The organism is Halobaculum sp. MBLA0143 (genome assembly GCF_041361465.1).
GTDB lineage: Archaea > Halobacteriota > Halobacteria > Halobacteriales > Haloferacaceae > JAHENP01.
The window spans coordinates 2,229,522-2,250,799 of sequence record NZ_JBGKAC010000001.1; the positions used below are offsets into that span (position 1 = coordinate 2,229,522).

General features: G+C 67.7%; 23 protein-coding genes, 1 tRNA gene and 1 pseudogene. 6 read left to right on the forward strand and 19 right to left on the reverse strand.

The features are described 5' to 3' along the window. Positions 1–55: 55 nt before the first annotated feature. From ygfZ to RYH79_RS11540, 4 genes are read right to left on the reverse strand one after another with little or no spacing between them, the layout of a single operon-like run. On the reverse strand, positions 56–1,180 hold the full coding sequence (gene ygfZ / locus RYH79_RS11525) for a CAF17-like 4Fe-4S cluster assembly/insertion protein YgfZ (protein WP_370899239.1): 1,125 nt from the start codon (positions 1,178–1,180) through the stop codon (positions 56–58). Positions 1,181–1,231: 51 nt separating this feature from the next. Beyond that, complete coding sequence (locus RYH79_RS11530; protein WP_370899241.1) at positions 1,232–1,528, reverse strand: DUF6432 family protein; 297 nt, start codon at positions 1,526–1,528, stop codon at positions 1,232–1,234. A 42-nt stretch (positions 1,529–1,570) separates the two neighbouring features. Further along, positions 1,571–2,230: a DUF7546 family protein gene (locus tag RYH79_RS11535; RefSeq protein WP_370899243.1), complete on the reverse strand. Its 660-nt coding sequence runs from the start codon at positions 2,228–2,230 to the stop codon at positions 1,571–1,573. Further along, a complete protein-coding gene (locus RYH79_RS11540) occupies positions 2,231–3,661 on the reverse strand; it encodes a heme o synthase (RefSeq protein ID WP_370899245.1) in 1,431 nt (476 codons plus the stop codon). Between the two features lie 214 nt (positions 3,662–3,875). Between RYH79_RS11540 and coxB the strand changes: the two genes are divergently transcribed. The 3 genes from coxB to RYH79_RS11555 all read left to right on the forward strand — a co-directional run bounded on the left by coxB (position 3,876) and on the right by RYH79_RS11555 (position 6,097). Beyond that, on the forward strand, positions 3,876–4,667 hold the full coding sequence (coxB, locus tag RYH79_RS11545) for a cytochrome c oxidase subunit II (protein ID WP_370899247.1): 792 nt from the start codon (positions 3,876–3,878) through the stop codon (positions 4,665–4,667). 51 nt (positions 4,668–4,718) lie between these two features. Next, the gene (locus RYH79_RS11550) at positions 4,719–4,865 is read left to right on the forward strand and encodes a DUF8555 family protein (RefSeq protein WP_370899249.1); all 147 of its coding nucleotides are present in this window, start codon (positions 4,719–4,721) and stop codon (positions 4,863–4,865) included. Positions 4,866–5,392: 527 nt separating this feature from the next. Continuing rightward, positions 5,393–6,097: an SDR family oxidoreductase gene (locus tag RYH79_RS11555; RefSeq protein WP_370899251.1), complete on the forward strand. Its 705-nt coding sequence runs from the start codon at positions 5,393–5,395 to the stop codon at positions 6,095–6,097. Positions 6,098–6,103: 6 nt separating this feature from the next. On the opposite strand, the gene RYH79_RS11560 is transcribed toward RYH79_RS11555, so the two are convergent. The 6 genes and pseudogenes from RYH79_RS11560 to RYH79_RS11585 form a co-directional block, all read right to left on the reverse strand. Beyond that, on the reverse strand, positions 6,104–6,622 hold the full coding sequence (locus tag RYH79_RS11560; protein WP_370899253.1) for an SHOCT domain-containing protein: 519 nt from the start codon (positions 6,620–6,622) through the stop codon (positions 6,104–6,106). Positions 6,623–6,663: 41 nt separating this feature from the next. Further along, a complete protein-coding gene (locus tag RYH79_RS11565) occupies positions 6,664–6,810 on the reverse strand; it encodes a DUF7563 family protein (RefSeq protein WP_370899255.1) in 147 nt (48 codons plus the stop codon). Positions 6,811–6,895: 85 nt separating this feature from the next. Then, positions 6,896–7,021 (reverse strand): annotated as a pseudogene (locus RYH79_RS11570) (HhH-GPD family protein); the annotation flags it as partial. A gap of 10 nt (positions 7,022–7,031) precedes the next feature. Next, a complete protein-coding gene (locus RYH79_RS11575) occupies positions 7,032–7,400 on the reverse strand; it encodes a PIN domain-containing protein (protein WP_370899257.1) in 369 nt (122 codons plus the stop codon). Further along, positions 7,390–7,638: an AbrB/MazE/SpoVT family DNA-binding domain-containing protein gene (locus tag RYH79_RS11580; protein ID WP_370899259.1), complete on the reverse strand. Its 249-nt coding sequence runs from the start codon at positions 7,636–7,638 to the stop codon at positions 7,390–7,392. The genes RYH79_RS11575 and RYH79_RS11580 overlap by 11 nt, the downstream gene beginning before the upstream one ends. A gap of 101 nt (positions 7,639–7,739) precedes the next feature. Next, complete coding sequence (locus tag RYH79_RS11585) at positions 7,740–8,666, reverse strand: HhH-GPD family protein (protein WP_370899261.1); 927 nt, start codon at positions 8,664–8,666, stop codon at positions 7,740–7,742. Positions 8,667–8,861: 195 nt separating this feature from the next. Between RYH79_RS11585 and RYH79_RS11590 the strand changes: the two genes are divergently transcribed. Beyond that, positions 8,862–9,578, forward strand: coding sequence for a phosphoribosyltransferase family protein (locus RYH79_RS11590; protein WP_370899263.1), 717 nt, complete (start codon positions 8,862–8,864; stop codon positions 9,576–9,578). Positions 9,579–9,583: 5 nt separating this feature from the next. Here RYH79_RS11590 and RYH79_RS11595 read toward each other — a convergent pair whose 3' ends face one another. Next, on the reverse strand, positions 9,584–10,387 hold the full coding sequence (locus RYH79_RS11595) for a class I SAM-dependent methyltransferase (RefSeq protein ID WP_370899265.1): 804 nt from the start codon (positions 10,385–10,387) through the stop codon (positions 9,584–9,586). A 94-nt stretch (positions 10,388–10,481) separates the two neighbouring features. Next, on the reverse strand, positions 10,482–12,008 hold the full coding sequence (locus RYH79_RS11600; RefSeq protein WP_370899267.1) for a carboxypeptidase M32: 1,527 nt from the start codon (positions 12,006–12,008) through the stop codon (positions 10,482–10,484). Between the two features lie 311 nt (positions 12,009–12,319). Between RYH79_RS11600 and RYH79_RS11605 the strand changes: the two genes are divergently transcribed. Further along, on the forward strand, positions 12,320–12,781 hold the full coding sequence (locus tag RYH79_RS11605) for a hypothetical protein (protein WP_370899269.1): 462 nt from the start codon (positions 12,320–12,322) through the stop codon (positions 12,779–12,781). Between the two features lie 11 nt (positions 12,782–12,792). Here RYH79_RS11605 and RYH79_RS11610 read toward each other — a convergent pair whose 3' ends face one another. The 6 genes from RYH79_RS11610 to RYH79_RS11635 all read right to left on the reverse strand — a co-directional run bounded on the left by RYH79_RS11610 (position 12,793) and on the right by RYH79_RS11635 (position 18,927). Further along, complete coding sequence (locus tag RYH79_RS11610; protein ID WP_370899271.1) at positions 12,793–13,746, reverse strand: hypothetical protein; 954 nt, start codon at positions 13,744–13,746, stop codon at positions 12,793–12,795. Between the two features lie 320 nt (positions 13,747–14,066). Further along, on the reverse strand, positions 14,067–14,564 hold the full coding sequence (locus RYH79_RS11615) for a hypothetical protein (RefSeq protein WP_370899273.1): 498 nt from the start codon (positions 14,562–14,564) through the stop codon (positions 14,067–14,069). 88 nt (positions 14,565–14,652) lie between these two features. Beyond that, the gene (locus RYH79_RS11620; RefSeq protein WP_370899275.1) at positions 14,653–15,159 is read right to left on the reverse strand and encodes a hypothetical protein; all 507 of its coding nucleotides are present in this window, start codon (positions 15,157–15,159) and stop codon (positions 14,653–14,655) included. A 182-nt stretch (positions 15,160–15,341) separates the two neighbouring features. Further along, positions 15,342–15,938, reverse strand: a complete 597-nt coding sequence (locus tag RYH79_RS11625; RefSeq protein WP_370899277.1) for a DUF7474 family protein — start codon at positions 15,936–15,938, stop codon at positions 15,342–15,344. Positions 15,939–15,987: 49 nt separating this feature from the next. Next, positions 15,988–16,959 (reverse strand): AAA family ATPase, encoded by a 972-nt coding sequence (locus tag RYH79_RS11630; protein ID WP_370899279.1) that lies wholly within the window; start codon positions 16,957–16,959, stop codon positions 15,988–15,990. A gap of 66 nt (positions 16,960–17,025) precedes the next feature. Then, complete coding sequence (locus RYH79_RS11635) at positions 17,026–18,927, reverse strand: ion channel (RefSeq protein ID WP_370899281.1); 1,902 nt, start codon at positions 18,925–18,927, stop codon at positions 17,026–17,028. 112 nt (positions 18,928–19,039) lie between these two features. Between RYH79_RS11635 and RYH79_RS11640 the strand changes: the two genes are divergently transcribed. Beyond that, positions 19,040–19,125 (forward strand) — tRNA-Ser (locus RYH79_RS11640). 20 nt (positions 19,126–19,145) lie between these two features. Here the strand turns inward: RYH79_RS11640 and RYH79_RS11645 are convergent. Continuing rightward, positions 19,146–21,140, reverse strand: coding sequence for an AMP-dependent synthetase/ligase (locus tag RYH79_RS11645; protein WP_370899283.1), 1,995 nt, complete (start codon positions 21,138–21,140; stop codon positions 19,146–19,148). Positions 21,141–21,278: the final 138 nt, after the last annotated feature.

The following is a 21,278-nucleotide window of genomic DNA, read 5'->3' on the forward strand; positions in this document are numbered from 1 at the left end:
GGTCATCAGACTCAGTCGCCAGTCGCCGGTCGGCCGTGGCAGTCGGTCGTCAGACTCAGTCGTCGGTCGCGGGGTACGACGGCAGGCGCGCGGAGCGTTCCGGCGTGTCGACGAGCGGGAGCGAGGTGAGCCGGGCGGGGGTCTCCGTGCCGTCGACGCGGACGGTCACGTCGCCGTCGGCGTCGAAGTCGACGTACGCCAACGCGACCGCGGCGTCGAGCGTCGGCGAGTGGAGTGCACGCGTCACCTCGCCGACGGCGCTGTCACCCTGGAAGACGGCCGCGTCCGCCTGGAGGCCGTCCGTCTCGTCGTCCGCGACCGCGACATCCGTCTCGAAGCGTAGGCCGGCGAGTCGCCGGCTGGGTCGGCCACGGTTCTCCACCTTCGACACCACCTCCTGGCCGACGTAACACCCCTTCTCGAAGTCGAGCCCGTTGCGGACGCCGGCGACGTTCGGGAGGTTACCCTCCAGTTCGAACTCGAACAGGGGGGTGCCGGCCTCGGCGGTCAGGATCTCCCAGGTGCGGTAGCCGAACGGGGCGGCGCTGATGCCCCGCGTGAGCAACGTGTCGAACACCCGCTTGGCGTCGTCGTCGGCACAGATCACCTCGTACCCCTCCTCGCCGGTCGGGGCGTCCGACGCGATCACGGAGACGCCACAGTCGGCCATCGACCCGCGGACGAACGACAGCCGGGGCTCGGGCGCGGGCGCACCGCCGAGGACAGACGCGATCTTCTCCGTCGCGTTCGGGCCGTGGACGCCGAACACGGCGAGGTCGTCCGTCACGTTCTCGATCTCCACGTCCTGGATGAACACTTTCCCGGACCAGTCTTCGACGAGCGGGGTCGTCCGTGCCGGCGGCACGAACAGGAGGAGTCGTTCGCCGGCGTTGTAGACGTACAGCTCCGTCTCGATCCCGCCCTGCGGGTCGAGGAGGAGTGCGTACACCCCCTCCCCGTCGGAGCGGGGAACCTCGTTGGAGACGGCGTCGTCGACGAACTCGACCCGGTCGTCACCGGTGACGCGGACGACGCCGTAGCTGGTCTCACAGGCACCGACACCGTTGCGGACGGCGCGGGCGGCGCTGGCCGGGCGGCCGTAGTGGGCGACGCGACGGCGGCCGTCGCGGCGTTCGAACGTCGCGCCGTACGTCTCGTGGGTCTCGCCGACGGAGGTCACGGCCGGCGATACGCGGTCGAGCGGCAAAACCCCCCCGAGTCGGAGACCGGGTCAGCCGAGCAGTCCGCGCAGCCACTCCACGATTCCGGGCTCCTCGTCGTCCGTCTCCCCGGGGTCCGGGACGACGCTGTCGTCCGGGTACAGCCAGACGGTGTTGTCGTCGGCTTCGACGCGAATCAGGCCGTCCGACTTCAGCGCCGTCAGGGCGGTCTCGATCCGATCGATGTCGGCGTCGACGTGCGACCGCAGTTCGAGGACGGTCATCCCGTCCTCGGCGCGGCCGACAAGCGCGTCCAGGACGGCTACCTCCACTGTGTCCCGGTCGCGGAACTCGGCCCGAGCTGGCATACGAGACAAGAGGGGCGGCGGAGGCTTACGCTTTGCGAGCGGTCACTCGGACGGCGACCGGCGCCGGGCGAGCGTGTCGAACCCCGGGCGCCACCACAACAACACGACCGACAGGAGGAACACGACCGTCGAGGGGCCGTAGCCGATCCCGGTCGCGGCGGCGGCGACGGCGCTACCGCCGCCGACGGTCGACGCGATCGCGCCGGCGAGGATCGGGAACGAACAGGAGACACAGGAGAACAGTCCGAGCAGCCCCGCGAGCCCCGAGGCCGACGCCTCCGCCAGACTGCCGTACAGGAGGTAGACGAGCGCCCCGTACCCCAGGACCTTCGCGGGCAACAACGCGACCGCGACCTCGGGGCCGCCGTAGACGGCGGCGGGCCCCCAGCCCGGGGGGAGGAGCGCCAGCCGCCAGCCGCCGGTCGTGGCCGGCGACGACGGCCCGACGACCCCCCCGAAGACGGCCAACAGGGCGGCGTAGCCGGCGGCGACGGCGGTCGCGGCGAAGCCGGCGCCGGCCGGCGGGTCGTACCAGAGAAACACGACCAAGGCGACGTCGACCCAGACGAGCCCGTAGAAGGTGAACGCGGGCGACGAGAGTGTCGCGTCCGTGAACGCGAAGTACGCGACCACGGCCGCCAGCTGGACGTTGAGCAGGCCGGCGCCGGCGAGGAGTCGCCGGGGGCTGGGGAGGGTAGCCATCTACACCACCAGCGCGTCGACGACAGCCGCCAGCAGGAGTGTGCCGAGGTAGGCGTTGGAGGCGTGGAACGCCCGGAACGCCGCCGACTCGTCGCGCTCGTAGTGGAGCCGGACGACGGCCCAGAGGAACACCGCACCGAGCGACACGCCGACGACGGCGTACAGCGTGTCGAGCCGGGTGAGCCCGACGAGCGCGGCCGCGACGGACAGCGTCGCCCCGAGGTACCAGAGGATGTGCCGGCGGGTGGTCGTCTCGCCGCGGACGACCGGCATCATCGGGAAGCCCGCCCGCTCGTAGTCGTCCTCGTACGCGAGTGCGAGGTTGTAGAAGTGGGCGGGCGTCCACAGGAATATCAGTGCCGCGACGGCGAGCCCGCCGAGCCCGACCGTGCCGGTGACGGCGGCCCAGCCGATCAGCGCCGGCAGCGCGCCGGCGGCGCCGCCGACGACCGTGTTCTGGACGGTGTTGGGCTTCAGGATGAGCGTGTAGACGACGGAGTAGAACAGGATGGCGACGAGCCCGAGCACGGCCGCCAGGAGGTTGACGGTGGCGAACAGTCCGAGCGACAGGGCCGACAGGACCACACCGAACGCGACGGCGTTGGGGACGGAGACGAGATCGACCGCCAGCGGGCGGTCGTTCGTCCGTTGCATCCGGCGGTCGATGTCGCGCTCTAGGACGTGATTGAACGTGCCGGACGCGCCGATGGAGAGGGCGCCGCCGGCGAGCGTGACGGCGACCGTGCGGGCCGACAGCGACGGCCCGGCCGCCAGCGCCATCGCGGCGGCGGCGACGAGACACAACAGCCACATCAGCCGGGGCTTCGTGAGCCGGTAGTAGGCGGTCGCGGTCAGCCGGGCACGCCGGAGCGGACGGTCGGTCCACGCCGGCACGTCCGGCCGGGTCGGCTCGGACAACGGCGGTGCGTCTGCCTCCTCCGGGCCGGAGGGTGGGTCGGTCGGCGTGTCGGTCGGGTCGCCGGTGCGGCGCTCTAGCTCCCAGGCGAGCGCCGCCAGCAGCCCGCCGAAGATAGCGAGCCCGACGAGGAGGTGGAGTGTCCGAACTGTCAACGACAGGCCGGCGACGGCCGCCAGCACCGTGTCGCCGCCGGCAGTGGCGACGAACGCGCCGAGACCGGCCTGGAGCGGGAACAGGAGCGTCGCGGCCGCGAGTGCGGCGGCGACACGACGGCTCGGGCGCACACGGACGGCGACGGCGGCCGTGACGAGCACGAACAGGCCGACGACGGCGGCGACCGCCCGGTGACCGAGCGCGACGAGCGCCGGGCCGGTGGTTGCGAGCCCGCCGTCACACAACGGCCAGCCGACACAGGCGTCGGCGGCACCGGTGACGGCGGTGGTCGCTCCGACGACGAGCAGGAGGTAGACGCCCATCGCGGTGGACGCCAAGAGAGCCGGAAAACGGTCCATCGTTGGTCGTCTGCGCTACCAACTGGCCACATATCAACCCCCCGCTTCGGACCCCGACCGTGGGAGCCGTCGGCGCGACGACGCGGCCGTACGAGGGGTGTGCCGGCGTGGTGACGGCGCCGTCACCGTGATCGTGGTAGCTCGGTGACAGCCCGGGACGGGAGCGGGGTGGACAACAGTAGGTATTTACGTACCCTACGCCAAGCGCGGCGTAATGACGGAGACGCGACTCGGGAGCCTCGCCCGAGGACTACTGGTCGGGGCGCTCGCGACGGTGCTGTTCGCGGTGCCGGCGGCGGCACAGACCTCCACGACACAGCAGTTGATCGACGGGCTCAACGCCCGGCTGCTGTGGGTGGCGATCCCGATCACGATCCTCGTCGAGGCGATCCTGATCTACACCGTGTTGAAGTTCCGGAACGCCGACGAGGCCAAGGAGACGAAGGAGAATCGTCGCCTGGAGATCACCTGGACGGTGGCGACGGCCGTGATCCTCCTGTTCGTCGGTGTCGCCTCCTACGGCGTCCTGGCCAACGAGGACGTGACCTACACCCAGCCGGAGCCCGGCGAGGACGGCGTCCACGTCGAGACGGTCGCCTACCAGTGGAACTGGAAGATGAACTACCCGAGCGAGAACATCTCGCGGCTGACCGCCCGTGACGTGAACTTGGACGTCGTGGAGGAGAACGACGTATCCGGGCCCATAATCGTGGCACAGAAGGGTGAACCCCTGTACATCACCACCACCTCGGAGGACGTGATCCACGCCGTCCACGTCCCGAAGATGGGGCTCAAGCAGGACGCGATCCCGGGCCAGAACAACACGATCCGCACGGTCCCCCTAGAGACCGGTGTCTTCCAGGGCTACTGTGCGGAGTACTGTGGCCAGGGGCACTCGAAGATGTACTTCCAGGTAGTCGTGGTCGATGAAGACACGTACCAGCAGTTCCTCCAGCGGCAGTCCGACGACGGGACGACGAACGCCTCCGTGACCGCGCCCGCCTGAGGCCGGGCGCGACCGCCAGCGTTGATTACACTCCGGTCGTTACACCGGGGTATGCGTGACGAAGAGGAGATCCGCGAGCAGTACGAGTTTCTCGAAGAACAGCTCGACGCCGAGGAGATGAACCACGAGGGTGTCCGCGAGATGTTCACCTACTACAAACGGGCGCTCGGGTGGGCGCTGGAGGAAGAACACATGTAGACCGCCTCGGGGCCGAGCCCCGAGGCTCTCGCGTGAGCCACCGTCGCTCCCTCGCGCTACCACCCCGGCGCTCGGGGTGGGGTCGGAACGCACCGGGCGTCGACTGTCTACGTCGTCGTTCCCGAGCGGACCGTGCTCCGGCGTTCCTGCTCGTCGGAGTTGTCTGTCTGTGAACCCACAGTCGGTCCGAGCACGGCGTCGGGACGTGTGTTCCGGCTCGGTCCGCTCTACGAGACGGCCCGTTCTGGTGGCGTGTACTCGACACACGCGCAGAGGTGTCGAAGCGAAACAGCCAGATACCACCGCTTCGCTCGGGGAGGCGACCGCGCACCGTTCGCCGACAGTCACAGTCCCGCGCCACCTGCCGACAGTCCTAAACCGATGGCGTCTGTCATACCATACGACGCTTCGCTTGGAGGGCCGAAGCGTCAGCGGGGACCAACTCAAGGCGGCACGCGCTGCAGTTGCGGCGCGTATCCGCTTTCTCACGTCAGTCCGTTCAAGTCGCCGGAGCGTTAGGTGTCGGTATGTCCGTCTCGTACGACTTCGACGGCACGGTGGCACTGATCACGGGCGCGTGCGGCGCGCTCGGGAGCGCCGCGGCGGCCGCGTTCGCCGACGCGGGAGCGACGGTCGCGGCCGCAGACGTGGTAGACGTCGACAGCGACGACAGCCTCTTGGACCGGGAGACGGTCGACAGCTTCCACCGGACGGACTTCACGGACGAGGAGGCGGTCGGAGAGACAGTGGCGGCGGTCGTCGCGGAACACGGCCGACTGGACCACCTGCTCAATGTGGCGGGGACGTGGCGCGGCGGCGACCCCGTCGACGAGACGCCCGTCGAGACGTTCGACATGTTGTTCGACGTGAACCTGAAGACGGCGTTCCTGGCGTCGAAACACGCGATCCCACACCTCCGGGAGACGGACGGCGCGATCGTCTCCGTGTCGGCGGAGTCGTCCCTGGAGGGTGGCGAGGGTGACGCCCCCTACCGGGCGAGCAAGGCCGGCGTCCGGCTCCTGACGGAGTCCATCGCCGAGGAGAACCTCGGCAGCGTCCGGGCGAACGCCGTGATGCCGTCCGTGTTGGACACGCCGATGAACCGCGACATGATGGAGCCGAGCGACGACTGGGTCCAGCCGGCAGAAGTCGCGGACGTGATGTTGTTCCTCTGTTCGGACGCCGCGGACGTGACGAGTGGTGCCGCCGTCCCGGTGTACGGGCAGGCGTAGTCGCCGTCAGACGCCCTCGGACTCGCGTTCTCGCCGGCGGCGTGCCTCGCGTCTGGTCGACTGGAGTCGTTCCTCGTCGGGGGCGTCGTCTGCGGTCACTCGTTCACCGGGCGCTTCGCGGGCCGCGAACACGTCGTCCAGTCGGCGCTCGAACTCCTCGCGGGTGAGCTCGCCGGCTGCGTAGCGGCGTTGGAGGATCTCCTCCGGGTCGGCTTCGGGCGTCTCCAACCCGTCGCCGACGCCGTAGGCGGCCGGCTCCCGGAGGTTGCCGATGACCGAGAGGTAGACGGGCCACAGCGCCGCGAGCCCGACGACGAACAAGGGGACGCCGACGAGCAGCCCGGCGACCCCGACGAGGAACGCCGACACCGTGCCGGCGAACACGCCGGCCAGTCCGATCAACGCCGTCCCGGCTCCGACGCTCCCCACGAGCAGCCCGAACAGGAGCCGTCCGAGCGCGCCGTCGGGGGTGTAGTGTTCGATCAGTGCGTGGTAGTCGGGGTCGTCGTCTGGAGGGCGGGTCACAGCGACGAGTGACGGCGGCAACGACGTAAGTGTACCCGTGTTCAGTTCTTCTTCTCTCGGACCTTCTTCCCCCGCCGGACCATGTCCTCACAGTGAGGACACGCCCGGGGGCTGGTGATCCCCTCGGGCTCGAACACCTTCACGTACCGCTCCGTCACGAAAGAGCCGCAGTTCTGGCACTCTGGCATACCCGTCCGAGCGCCACACTGCTGTAAACCAGTTGTGGATCGACACCGGCGTGTGAACGAATCCCGTGGCGAGAGGAGGGACGGCTCACTCCCGCAGCCACGCCAGCGTCTCCCCGTCTCGTTCCTCGACGGCGACGAGCCCGTCGTCCGCGAGGTCGGTGACGAGCCCGCGGAGCCACTCGCGGCCGTGGTCGCCGTCGGGTGTGTAGTTCTCGACGGCTCTATTCGTCGGGGTCGAGTTGGATACGCGTCACACCGCCGAGGTCGTCGTACACACCGTCACTGGAGACGATACGCCCCTCGGAGAGCGCGGCGTGGAACGCGTCGAACGGTGACAGGCCTCTCTCGACGTTCTGTGACGCCTGGTACACGACCGTTGGGTCTCCCGGGAACGTCGCCAGTTCGAGTATCGCAGTGATGGCACGCTCACGGTCGAATCCGAACCGCTCTTCGACCAGAAACAGTTCGACGAACGTCGCCAGCGAGACGGTGAGTTCCCCCTCGTGTTCGTCGAGAATCCGCTCGGCACGGGCGGCGAGCCAGTCGTCGTCTTTCAGGAGTGCCAGCCAGAAGTCGAGATCAGCGTACATGTTCGCTGCTCTCGTCGCGTGCCGTCTCGCTGGCTGCGGCTTCGAGTTCGTCGAGTGACGCCGAACGGAGCTCCGCCGATCCGGCGGCGCGGAGTGCCTCCACTGGGTCGTCCGGGATCGGAACGAGTTTGATGCCGTTGTCCAACTCCACGAGTCTGAATCTGTCTCCGTACTGCTCGCGCGTCTCCTTGGGAATCGTCACTCGCCCTCGTTCGTCTGTCTGTAGTTCACTGGTCACACTCGTACGGTCGTGGTGGGGGAGTGTAAAGGCTGCTCCCACTCAGTTAGAATTCGTGGGTCAGAACTACTCGCCGCGGGAGTCCGGGCGTCGGTCTACCCTCACTGACGCAGCCGGGCGACGAGCTCCCCGTCCCGTCGTTCGAGGTCCACCAGTCCGTCGTCGGCCAGATCCGAGACCAGCCCGCGGAGCCACTCGCGGCCGTGGTCGCCGTCGGGTGTGTAGTCGACGCGGACGCGTGGACCGAGGGTGTCCAACGCCAACGGGCCGTGTTCACCCAGGACGCCGACGACCCGGCCGCGCATCTGGCGGCGACTCCCCTCGAACGACGGCTGTTCGGGCACGTCCGGCGCGGTGAAGTCGCCGGTCTCGTAGGCGCCACACCACCGGCGCCACGGGCACCCCTCTTCGTCACACCGCGGCGTCGACTCGCAGGCGACACCACCCAGTTCCATGATCGCGTTGTTCCAGACCCGCGACTCCCCGGCGGGCATCAGTTCGTTCGCGGCCCGTTCGAAGGCGTCGTCGTCGTCCGGTACGTCGAACGCACGGTGTAGCACTCGTTTCACGTTCGTGTCGACGACGGCGTCGCCGTTGTCGAACGCGAAGGATGCGACGGCGTTGGCGGTGTACGGCCCGACGCCCATCAGCTCCTGGAGTCCGTCGGGGTCGCGGGGGAACTCGCCGTCGTGGTCGTCGACCACCTGGCCGGCGGCCTCGTGGAGGTACTTCGCACGGTTGTTGTAGCCCAGCGAGTGGTCCGACCAGAAGGCGACGACGGCGGCGCGGTCGTCGGCCGCCAGCTCCTCGACGGTCGGCCAGCGGTCCAAGAAGGCCTCGTAGGCGTCGACCACCCGGGAGAGCTGGGTCTGTTGGCTCATCACCTCCGAGACGAGCACGGCGTAGGGGTCGGTCGTCTCCCGCCAGGGGAACGAACGGTGGTCCGTCTCGTACCAGTCGACGAGCGCCTCGCGGACATCGGCGACGGCGGAGGCGTCGTCCGCGAGCCGCGGGAGGTGGTCGGGCACGCCCCGCGGTACGACGCGCGTTCACTTCGACCCGTCGGGTCGCACACGGGCGTCTCCGTCGCCGGGTCGCACACGGGCGTCTCCGTCGCCGGGTCGTGCACGGGCGTGCTCCCTGTGGTATCGCACACGGGCGTGTCCAGCGCCGGGTCGCGTCGATCCGACGTGTTCAAGCTTGTGCAACCGTCCAACACCGGCATGAACAGAGCAGAGAAGGCGACTCTCCAACTGCGGGCGGTCGCCGTGTTGCGGACGCTGAAGGAGACTCGGACGTACGAGGAGTTGGCAGAGCTGACCGGGCTGCCGGCGGGCGACCTCAACCGCTACGTCAACGGGCACGTCCTGCCGGGCGCCGACCGGGCGGAGGCGGTCGTCGCCGGGGTCGGTCGGGAGGCGCTGGCGACGGAACTGCGCGAACGGGTGTCGTTCGACGACGAGGGGTACGTGGACAACTCTGCGGTCGTGTTCGACCAGTCGTTCTTGGATCTCGTCGCCCCGGTCGCGGCCGAACGCCTGGGGTTCGAACGGCCGGACGTGGTGTTGACGGCCGCGACGGACGGGATCACCCTCGGCGCGGCGATGGCCTCGCACTTCGACGCCCGGGTGGCGTACGCCAAGAAGTCGAAGGAGACCGCCGTAGAGGAGTTCGTGGAGTCGCGCCAACGGCTCGCGTCCGGGATCGAGCTGACGTACTACCTCCCGGCCGACGCCGTCAACGACGGGGAGACGGTGCTCGTCGTGGACGACCTGATCCGGTCGGGCGAGACACAGGAACTGTTGTTAGACATCGTCGAGCGGGCGGGCGGCGAGGTGACGGGCGTGTTCGCGCTGATCGCGGTCGGCGACGAGGGCGTCCAGCGGGCCGAACGCCAGACGGACGCGCCGGTGGGATCGCTGACGCAGTTCGAGCAGTAGTCTCCTCACACTCGCCCGACAGTCACGTCGAACGGTACGACCTCCACGCGCTCGTAGTCGTCGGTCTGCATCTGTTCGACCACGTCGCGGCCCATCGCCCGCCAGCGCTGTCGGAGGTCGTCGTAGGCGGTCGGGGACAGCGCCCGGCGGAGCTCAGTCTCGTGGCTGGCGAGCGCGGCGCCGGTCGCCTTCCGGGTCGCCCCCTCCAGGTCCGTCTCGGAGTACGGCGGCGTCACGCGTTTCTCGTGGTGGTAGCGACGGGTGGAGACGGCAGACAGCCCCGCCGCCGCGAACGTCTCCGTCAGGTCGGCGGTGGTCACGTCCGTGGCGACCCCGTCGACGAACGCCGCTCGCGCCTCCGCCTCCAGCGACGCCTCCGTCTCGACGGTCGAGGAGACGGCCACGTCGGCGTTGTCCGGCTCCACCGCCGCCACCAGATCACGAGAGACCCGGGCGAACTCCCGGAGCGCCGCCGGGGGCTCCGGGAGGTTGACCAGCAACGCCTGACAGACGACCAGATCGAAGCTGTCGGCGGCGAACGGGAGTCGGACGGCGTCGCCGGCGGCGTAGCCGTCGATCCCGTCTCTCGACCGGTCACGGGCCGTGGTCAACAGTTCGGTGTCGGCGTCGACGCCGACGACGGTGCCGCCGGTCTCCTCGGCCAGCACGGCCGTCAGCTCGCCGGTGCCACAGCCGACGTCGAGAACTCGCTGCCGGCTCGACAGGGAGAGGTCCGCCAGCGCCGCTCGGCTGTCGGCCCACATCCCGCGGCGCGTGCGGTCGAGGTAGTCGGCAGAGAACTCGCGCACTGGCGCCGGCTCGGGGAGCGACGCGCCTGAGTCTGACGGTCGCGGGTGGCGCCGGGCGACCGAGCCGTGCCCGTCGGGTCCGCGGGACGGTGAGCTACACCGACTCCTCGAGGTCGTACAGCGCGCCGTACTTCTCGCGGACGTACGAGAGGAAGGCGTCGGCGGTGAGCTCCTCGCCGGTCGCCTGGGCGACGAGTTCGTTCGTCTGGTAGCGGGCGCCGTGGCGGTGGACGTTCTCGCGGAGCCACTCCTGGAGCCGGCCGAACTCGGCGTCGCCGATCTCCTCAGTGAGGTCACCCAGGTCGTCTTCGGCGGCGTCGAACAGCTGTGTCGCCATCACGGAGCCCAGCGAGTAGGTGGGGAAGTAACCGAAGTTGCCGTGGCTCCAGTGGATGTCCTGGAGACACCCCTCCGCGTCCGTCTCCGGCCGAATTCCGAGGTACTCCTCGTACTTGTCGTTCCACACCTCGGGCACCTCCGAGACGTCGAGGTCGCCACGGATCAGGTCGCGTTCGATCTCGAACCGGATGACGATGTGGAGGTGGTAGGTGAGTTCGTCCGCCTCCACCCGGATCAGGTTGTCGTCGTACACCTGATTGACGGACTCGTACGCCTCTCGGGCGGTGGCGTCCGTGTCGAAGTACTCCGCGAACGCGGGGATGATCTGCTCCCAGAACGCCTCCGTCCGGCCGACGTGGTTCTCCCACAGTCGTGACTGGCTCTCGTGGACGGACAGGTCGCGCGACTCACCCAACGGTGTCCCCCAGCGATCCTGGGGGAGGCCGAGGTTGTAGAAGGCGTGCCCGAACTCGTGGACGGTCGCCGTCAGTCCGCCGAGCGGGTCGGACTCGTCGAACCGAGTCGTGACACGGCAGTCGTGCTGGTTGCCGGAGGTGAACGGGTGCGAGGAGGTGTCGAGGCGTCCGCGCTCCCAGTCGTACCCCAGCGTGGACAACACGTCCCGCGAGAACGCCTCCTGGTCGTCCGTGTCGTACGTGCCGGAGAAGGCGTCGGTGGTCACGTCGGCGTCGCTGTCGGCAATCTCGTCGATCATCGGCACGAGCGCCTCCTTCAGCCGTTCGAGGATACGCTCGGCTCGGTCGAGAGAGAGGTACGGCTCGTACTCCTCGAACAAGACGGCGTACGGGTCGCGGTCGTCGTCGATAGCGGCCGCCTCCTCCCGGCGGAGTTCGACGAGCTCCTCCAGGTACGGCGCGAACGTCTCGAAGTCGTCGTTCGCCTTCGCCTCCTCCCAGGCGGACAGCGCCTCCGAGGAGGTCTCGGAGATCTCCTCCACCAGCTCGCGGGGCTTCGACGCCTCGCGGTCGAACTCCCGACGGACCTCCCGCACTGCCGCCGCCTGCTCGTCGTCCAGGTCGCCCGCCTCCGCCGTCTCCAGCAGTTCGGCCATCTCGTCGTCCGTCAGGAGGTCGTGGCCGATGGACGACAGCGTCGACAGCTCCTTCGAACGGGCCGGAGTACCCCCCTCCGGCATCGTCACCTGTTGGTCCCACTGGAGGACGCCCGCCGCCGACGCGACGGCGCTCATCCGCTCGTACCGGTCGAGCAGTCGGTCGTAGGCCGTCGGCTCCGCGTCGGCGTCTGTGGTCTCCGTTGACATACTACTCCGTTGCGCGCCACGGTTTTTCAAATGCCCGTTCCAGATCGTCCGCGAGGGTGGTCCAGTCAGTCCGGATCGTTCGATTTGTCTGTGGGCGTTTGCGGCGTGTCAGACGGCGACGTGGTCGCGTTGTCGCCGGCGGTTCTCCGGAGATCCCACTCGACGGCCTTGCGAACAACCCCGCCGCGACGGTCAACTGTGTGTTGCCACGCCCGTCCGGTAATCGGAATGCCCATCGACTGTGCTCGTCTCGGGCGCATCGTTATGTGAGACCAAAATACAATTAACCTGGTGGAAGCGAATCCGTGTAAATGCGCGAAGCGCTCACCCGCAGACGAGTGCTGGCTGCCTGCGGCGCAGTGGCGACAGCCGGGTGTCTCAGCGGCGGCGACCCACCACTCGGGCTCCAGCAAATCGAGATCACCAACTACGCAGACACAGACGTGACAGTCGACGTGACAGTCGTCAAGGGAGAAGAGATTGTGTACGATAGCACCATCCCCGTCGAAAGCGAACACGGGCACAGAGTGGTGCAGATACGACGCGACTGGATGGGTGACAGGGTCTACTACGAGGGCCGCTTCAGCACGGTCGTCAACGGACAGCGACTCGAAGCGTCGTCGGACTCGTTCGCGTTGGTCGGCGACGACGGAGACTACGGCGAGATGGCTTGTTTCGCCCTCCACGCGGACGTGTACCCTGACGAGATTCTGACCGCCCACGGGTACTCTGACACCTGCGAACCGCCGACGACAGAGACCTCAACCGAGTGAGTCTCTCCCGATCAGTCGGCTCTCCTGCGTTCTTTTCTTCTAGAGTGGCTCACTTCGACGTTCTTGAACGGGCACTCCGTAGCAACGTGCGTGACTTCGTGCCTCTCTCCGTCTACGACCGTCGTCAACCGCTCGTCTTCAGGAACCCGGCGGATCGGGAGTTCTTCCATCTCTCTTGCCGTCAGGCGAGTCGGGTCGTCCAGACTGGAGGGATGTGAGTAGTCACTCAGGCTGTAAGTGATGTCGTCCCAGAAGTACACATTGCTCGCCGTCACTAGGTCAGAGATGGAGGTTCGAACGTTGAGTTCGGGGCTGAACAGGTCACTCTCATACTGGACCTGATGAAAGGAGGTACACTCTCGCCAGCTCTTGATAGAGACTGTATTCGTGTGCTTGAATCCGTGGGGAACGCCTAAGTCGAAGCCATCAACTGGGCCGAGTTTGTTTCGGAGCTTGTCCGTGACGAGGAAGAACCACGATGGAGCGGCGGTCTTACTCAGTGTTGAGAGGGTGGTCTTCAGGACGGCGGCGGTCCACTGTTCAATCTCTCCGCTGTTCGGTCCAGGGTGCTCGCCGTGCGTATTCTTGCTTGTTCGGGCTAGAATACTTCCATCTGGCCCCTGGATCTTGTACTGTTGTCCCTGCAGCACATCACCGTAGGTGTACTGATCGGTTGAGGCTGCACCCACAGAGACCGAAATTTCGTGCTCCCACGTGTTCCTCGTATCGAGGTAGACTGAGCTAAACCAGTGAATAGCAGACCCACCCTTGTAGCCACCACCGGGAGAGAACTCGTCGTCACGGATCACAGTGTCAGGACAGTCGGTGCTGCAGTTCCACTCGTCTGTGGATTCGACACCCGCGACACGCTGGGAGCCGAACCCAACGAGAGACGTAGCGCCTGCGGCAGCGATTGATCCCAGTACACCTCTTCTTGACGTGCTCGAACTGTGTTTTTCAGACACATGGTTAACATCCGGGCAGATAGTATTAAGTGTTCTGAAAAAGAGCGTGACTGGGGCGCGATAACATGCCTACCAAGGCAGGGCTCGGTGTAGGTGGTCGTCTGGGAGAGCGGACCCGAGTCCGTATCGGGACTGATCGACACATCGAGTCCGAACCAACTGAATCGTTCTACTGTTCTATTGGGAACAACAATGGTGAGCAGGGCGTGTTACCTGGCAACACGGACTTGCCGCGGATAGCGACGGGGGGTGTCTTCGACAGCCAGCCACGGATCGACAACACTCGGGTTCAGTTCTATTCGCCCCAGAGCGCGTTGGAGTCACGGGCGAGACACCCCGGCCGCCACGACCTCGCTGTCGCCGACGTGTATCACACTCTCGCGTACTACCACGATCCCACCGACGGTGTCGTCCGTGACGCTGGCTACGACACCGTCTGGGAGTGACGGCTGTCGTCGCCCCCGAGTGAGTCGGGTCTCGTCGGACACGAGCCTCCGGGTGGGACAGCGGGGTCGCGCGCTCCAGTCGTCCGACCACGCCAGCCACTCCGAGCCCGTCCGAGCGACGGCGAGGTCGACGTCGCCGCGCTCGACTGCGCCGGCGAGTCGGTACCGGCCGGGCCACCCCAGGCCGTCGAGTCCAGCGGGCGCGGCGTACACCGAGACGAGAGCCGTCGCCGTCTCCGCGGCTGTCAGCGCCGCGCGCACGCTCCCGGTCGTCGGACAGGTCACGCCGACGCGGTCGTCGGCCTCGACCGCGTAGCGGTACATCGCCGCCGCGGTCGGCAGCCGGACCGTCGTGGAGTCGGCCACGCTCACGACGCCACACCCCCGTCGGGTGTCGACCCGGACGTTCCAGCCGTCACGTCCGTCGCCTTCTCACGGCGTTCTCATGTAACCCAGAGTTCTACGAAACGTCGGCGGCGAGCGTGTCACGCGACGCGGGAACGGCCGTCCCGTCGCCGGACGGGGCGAGCGGCACTGCCGCCGGGAGGAGCCGCTCGTAGTCGGGGAGGTACTCCAGCTCCAGGTCGACGACGATCTCGCTGGCGATCCGGCCGTCGGCGACCGCCCGGACGACACACAGCCCGCGGACGCTACAGTGGAGTCTGACGGTCTCGTCCGTGGGCGACACGCTCGCGGAGTCGATCGTCCTGCCGCTGGGCGTGGCGGTCGTCACCTCGACGACACCGCTGCCCTGTGAGATCCGGAAGGTGACGGGGACCTGGCCGGAGATGGCTCGGTCCGGCCGCTCGACGCCGGTGAACACGTCGGAGTCGTCCACGCCGTACGTCGTCACGCGCACGTCGCCCGTGAGCACGACCGCCGGGCCGACGACGACCGCGACGGCAACCAGCGTCACCAGAACGACCTTGGCCGCCCGGAACGGACTCGTCTTCCCTGTAGGCAGCACGCACCACACCATGTCACACCGACGAGTAAATCCGTTTCGGGGCCACCGAACTGGAGACGACAGAGCGGCGACGGTCGGGTGACGGACGGGCAGCGAACGAGAGAAGGGGAGACGAGTAACGGACGAAACGACGGCAGACGAGTAACGGACGAAACGACGACGAACGGGCGACGGTCGGCCGGTCAGCCGTGGGCGTCGATCACGCGTTTCGCGGCCTTCGCCTTCTCCTTCCACCCGTAGCCCGCCTCGTACACGTGTCGCTTCTTGTCGACGAGCTCCGCGGGCGAGGTCTCCTCGAACCCGCCACGCTCCCAGGTGCCCGACTCCCGGAGCCACTCGATCACACTCTCGCGGGTCTCGGCCCACGACAGGCCGACCATCTCGTAGAAGGCGATCATGGCGAACACGGCGTTGTCGTGGGCACCGGGGTACGACCCCTCGCGGTAGATCGTGGCGACGGGGTCGGTCGTCGGCTCCGACACCGCCTCCCGGTACGCCTCGCCGGACAGCAGATCCAGTCCGGCGTCCGCCTCGGCGAGCCGGCCCTCCCGTTGGAGCAGGTCCAGTGCGGCGCGGTGGAGGCCGGACCAGGCGTCCGGGCCGCCGGGGATCGCGTGTCTGAGTGTCGACTCCGGCACCGTCTCGTCCACGAGCACGGACAACAGGTCCGTGTAGGCGCGCTCGATCTCGTGCCAGTCTGTCCCCTCGAACTCACAGCCGGTGTCGTGGAGGCTGTTGGTCGTGCGACAGTCGGGACAGGGGTAGGCGAACCGCGGCACACGCGGACGTGTGACCCGGACGGATTTAGCCGTCGTGGTTCCCGGCCGGCTACTCCGCCGTCGGCTCCTCGTAGTCGACGGTCGGCACCTCGACGCGGTCCAACACCCCCGCGAGCACGTCCGACTTCTGCACCTCGTTCACCTTCGCGTCCGGCGTGAGCACGAGCCGGTGGGCGATCACGGGCTGTGCCACCCGTTTCACGTCGTCCGGCGTGACGAACCCTCGTCCGGACAACACCGCGGCCGCGCGGGTCGCCTCCAACAGTCGCTGGGTGCCACGCGGCGACACCCCGACCTCCACGCGCCGGTCCGTTCGGGTCGCGTGGGTGATCCGGGCCATGTACTCCAAGAGGTCGTCGTCCACCCGGACCTGTTCGGGCGCCTCGCGGACCCCCGTCACCGTGTCGCGGTCCAACACGTTCGAGACGCTCGGGTCCTGGTCCGTCCGGCCGACCCGCCGGCGCAACAGCTCCACCTCGCCGCCCTCGTCCGGGTAGCCCATCGCCGTCTTCACGATGAACCGGTCCAACTGCGCCTCCGGCAACGGGAAGTTCCCCTCCTGTTCCACCGGGTTCTGGGTGGCGATCATGAAGAACGGCTGGGGCAGTTCGTACGTCTCCCCGTCGACGGTCACCTGTTCTTCCTCCATCGCCTCCAACAACGCCGCCTGCGTCTTCGGCGGCGCGCGGTTGATCTCGTCGGCCAACACGACGTTCGCGAAGATCGGCCCCTCGGAGAACTCGAAGCTGGCTTCACCCTCGTTGTACACGTTCGTCCCGGTCACGTCCGACGGCAGCAGGTCCGGGGTGAACTGTACTCGGGAGAACGACAGCCCCAGCGCCGTGGCGACGGACCGCGCCGTCAGCGTCTTCCCCGTGCCGGGCACGTCCTCGATCAGAACGTGACCCCGGGAGAGTAGTCCCAGGAGTACGTTCTCGAAGAACGTGTCTTCGGCGACGATCGACTCCGAGAGGGCAGACAGCACGTCCGAGCAGGCACCACTCGCGTCGGTGACGTCCATGCGTGGACGTGACAGGGACTGTACTTGAAGCGTCGGGGTTCGTCTCCGCGAACGGAGCGGTCCCGTTCACAGCCGAATCGATCGACCGAGGATGTACACGAGCAGCGCGAGAACGAACGCGCCGAAGAACGCCTCGACGCCTGCCAGAACTCGTCCGAGCGGCGAAGTCAGAGCGAAGTTGCCGTAGTCGACGGTGGTGAACGTGACGAAGCTGAAGTACAGCGAGTCGAGCAACGCGGTCGTGGCGTCAGAGCCGTACCGCAGTGTCGTTCCGTTGCGTGCGAGCCCGCCGGTCGCCGGGTACAGCACGGCGAACCCTAGGACGGTGGCGACGGACATCAGCACTACCCGTCCGGGTCGTTCCCCGTAGCCCGTGAGAACACCCAACGTCGTGTTGCTCACAGCCCGGTAGAGGCTCACGAGGCCAGCGATCGACACCGGTGACGCAGAGAGCGTGTCGAGGTAGCCGTTCCGACGGTGACGCATCTCCCGGACGAAGAACTCCGAGGCGGCAACCGTGTCTCCGTGGTCGTCTGCGCCCTGTTTGGCACGGAGATACGTCGTCTCGAAGTCGATCGGCTCGTCGGCGACGGCGGCAGCCGGCTCGTGGATGTTCCAGTCGACGGCAGCCAACGCCTCGCGGTGGGCACCCCTCGCAAAGTCGAACCCGTCGAACACCGTGTCTCTGAGCAGGAACGACTCGAACATGTCCGGCGGCCCCTCGAACGTGACATCGCCGAGCGTCGCCTCAGTCAGGTTACAGGTGAACTCCTCGTCGTCGGGTACCTCGATACGCCCCTCGTGGAGTGTGCCGGTCATCACCGTCAGCGTCTCCGTCGTCAGATTCGCCGCGCGCAACTGCTCGACAGTTGCGCCCGCGAAGTTGATCTGCTGATCGACGACCACGTCGTCGAGAGAGATCGGCCCAACTGTCGCGTCGGCGAACAGGACAGCCTCGGCTCGGATCTCGTCACAGAGCAGTCGTTCGCCGAACGTGGTGCCGACGAACACGAGTTCGTCGGTCGCCTCACTCCCGTCGAACACCGCCATCTTGTCGAAACGAGCACGCGAGAAGGAGGTCATCTCCGCCGTCAGCCGCTCGAACGACGCGATCCCCTCGAACGTCGCGGTCTTGAAGTTCCCGGTCGTCAGTTCGGCACCGTCGAAACTCGTCTCGTCGGTGAACGTCGTGCCGAAGAAGTTCGCCTCCGGAAGCGAGGCGTCGTCGAACGCGACGGACCCGCGGAACACTGCTCGCGTGATGCGCACGTCGTCACCGGCTCGCAGCCGCTTCGCATCCAGTCTGCCGCCGACGGTCGCCTCGTCCGCGTCGAACCCTGTCTCGAATTCGGCCCCTCGAAGCGCGAGAAACCGCTCGAACGTCGCGTTGTGGAAGCTCGCGTCGCCGGTCACCCGGGCGTACCGGAGGTTGAGTCCCTGCGTGACCGTCGCACTGTGGAAGTCGAGCCCGTCGACAGTCGCGTACGACAACACCAACGGATGTGTGTCGGGGGCGGCGATGCGTTCGAACCGGAAGTCCAGCGACGGGAACGTGCCACCAGAGAGGAGTCGGTCGGCCCGCCGCTCCGAGTCGATCGCCTCGGAGACGGCAGCCCGGACGGTCTCGTCGTCGGCGTCGCCGTGGAACACGCAACGGTCACCCCCCGTCGGCTCGTGTGGACACGCCTCCGGCGGGTCCGGCGTCACCTCTCGGTCGTCCCACGCGGCCAACACGTCCTCGCGCGTCCAGCCGGCGACCGGCGTCTCCCGCGGCCACACGTCGCCGACTGTGAACGCAGACAGTTCCGTCTCCTGTGACCGCGACTCCGGGTTCACGACACCCGCGAGCGCGTCCTGCACGTCGGCGTCGACGAACGCCGCGAATCCGTCGAGTTGCCACTCGGAGGCGGCACGCCACCGTCGGTCGTCCCACTCGACGGAGTCGAAGTACTCGCACTCGTTGTGCATTCGTCAGTTGAGTTTGCCCGTCGGAAGATAATACCTTCCTAGTCGGGGTGGTACGTCGCCGCCGCGTCCGAACCGAAACGGACTAAAACGGCAGTGCGTTACGCTTTGGTGAGCCGAGGTAGCCTAGCCCGGCCAAGGCGGTTGATTCGAGATCAACTGTCCGTTCAGGACACAGGAGTTCAAATCTCCTCCTCGGCGCTTTCCACCGGCGAGCCGCGCTACTCCTCGTACAGCCGTTCGATCTCCGCGTCGTAGTACGACTCGATCTCTCGGCGTTTCTTCTTCATCGTCGGGGTGAGCATGTCGTTGTCTTCCGTGAACGCCTCGGACACGAGCCGGAACTGCTTGATCCGTTCGTGTTTCTCGAACCCCTCGTTGATCTCGTCGACCTCGCGCTGGATTCGGTCGATCACGGCCTCGTCCTGACAGATCAGCCGCTCGGCGTCCGGCAGGTCCACGCCGTTGGCGTCCGCCCACGCCCGGACCCCCTCGAAGTCCGGGACGAGCAACGCGCCGACGAACTTCCGGGCGTCACCCACCACCATCGTCTGCTCGACGAGTTCGGAGGCGGCGAACGCGTCCTCGATGGGGCCGGGCGGCACCATCTTCCCGGTCGACAGCTTGAGCAACTGCTTGGCCCGCTCGCGGAAGGCGACGTAGCCGTCGTCGCGGATCTCCACCACGTCGCCGGTACGGAACCACGGCTCGTCGGAGGTCGTCGCCTCGCTCTCGCCCGTGTCGACGGCGACGCCGCCGTCGGCGGCGGCGCCCGACAGCGCCGACTCCGAGACGAACGCGGCGTCGGTCTTGTCCGGCTTCTCCCAGTAGCCGTCGAACACGTTCGGCCCGCGGACGAGCAGTTCGCCGACGTCGTCCCCGTCGTCCGGAGCGACGCTCGTGTCCAGTCGGATCTCTACGTCCTGCACCGGTGGGCCGATGGTGCCGACCTGCGGCGTCTCCGGCGGGTTGACCGCGACGACCGGCGAGGTCTCCGTGAGGCCGTACCCCTCCAACACCGGCACGCCCATCGCGTGGTACAGCTCACACAGGTCCGCCGACAGCGACCCCCCGCCGGAGATGAAGAAGTCGACGTTGTCGCCGAGCGCCTCCCGGACCGACGAGAAGACGAGTCGATCCGCGAGCGCGTACTTCGCCCGCAGGAACGGCCCGGGGCTGTCCGCACGGTAGTGCTCCCGACCCACCTCCGTCGCCCACGAGAAGATCCGGCGGCTGATGTCGGACTCGCTCGCCTGCTCCCGAATCGCCGCGTACAGCTTCTCGTACACCCGGGGGACGCTCGCGGCGGTGTCGGGCTGCACGAGTCCGAAGTCCTCCCGGAGCGTGTCCGGCGACTCCGCGTACGCGACCGTCGCGCCCGCCGACAGCATGAGGAAGTGGCCGGCCAGCCGTTCGAACACGTGCGCCAACGGCAGAAACGAGAGGTTCACTTTCCCCGGCTCGATGGCGGGGGTGTCCGTCCTGGTCTTGTCCGGCCGCGGGCCGAATCGGCGGTAACACTGCTCGACGTTCGACAGGAAGTTCCGGTGGGTCAACACGGCACCCTTCGGCTGGCCGGTCGTCCCGGAGGTGTAGATCAGACTCGCGGGGTCGGAGCCGTCGCGGTCGACGATCCAGTCGTCGCCCGGGCCACACGCCTCGCCGGCGCGGTACACTTCGCCGAGCGTGTACACGTCCTCGCGTTCGTGAGCGCCGCCGTCGATCAGGACGACGAACTCCAGGTCGAGGTCGTCCTCGACGGCCAACACCCGGTCGAGCAGTTCACGATTCTCCACGACCACCCCGTCTGCGTCCGGGTCGTCGAGCAGATACCCCACCTGATCCGCCGACGAGGAGGTGTACACGGTGGTGACGACGCCGCCGGCGCCCAACACCGCCAGGTCGGTCTGTGCCCACTCCATCCGGGTGTGAGACAACAGACCGACCCGATCGCCCGGGTCGACGCCGATCTCTCGGAAGCCGACAGAGAGTCGCTGGACGACCTCGTGGCTCTCCTCGTAGGTGAGCCCGGCGAACGCGCCGTCGGGCGCGGGGTCGATCACCCCGGCGTCCACGAGCGAGCGGTCGTAGACCCCACCCTTGTACTGCTGGGCCTGGAGGCCGGCGTGTTCGTCCGCCGCCGCGCGAAACGTCTCCGGAATCGTCTCCCGGACCACGTCGGGGTGGAACTCCGTCTCCGCGCTCTGCCAGTCCATACCACGCTCTCGGCGGTTCTCCGATAAATAAGCGTGTGGTACGGCGAGCGCGTTTCTGACTGTTGTCACGGCGTTGGAACGCCGTCGTCCCGGTCGTCACCGTCCCACTGCCGTCGTCTGCCGCTGGCCTCCGGCGAC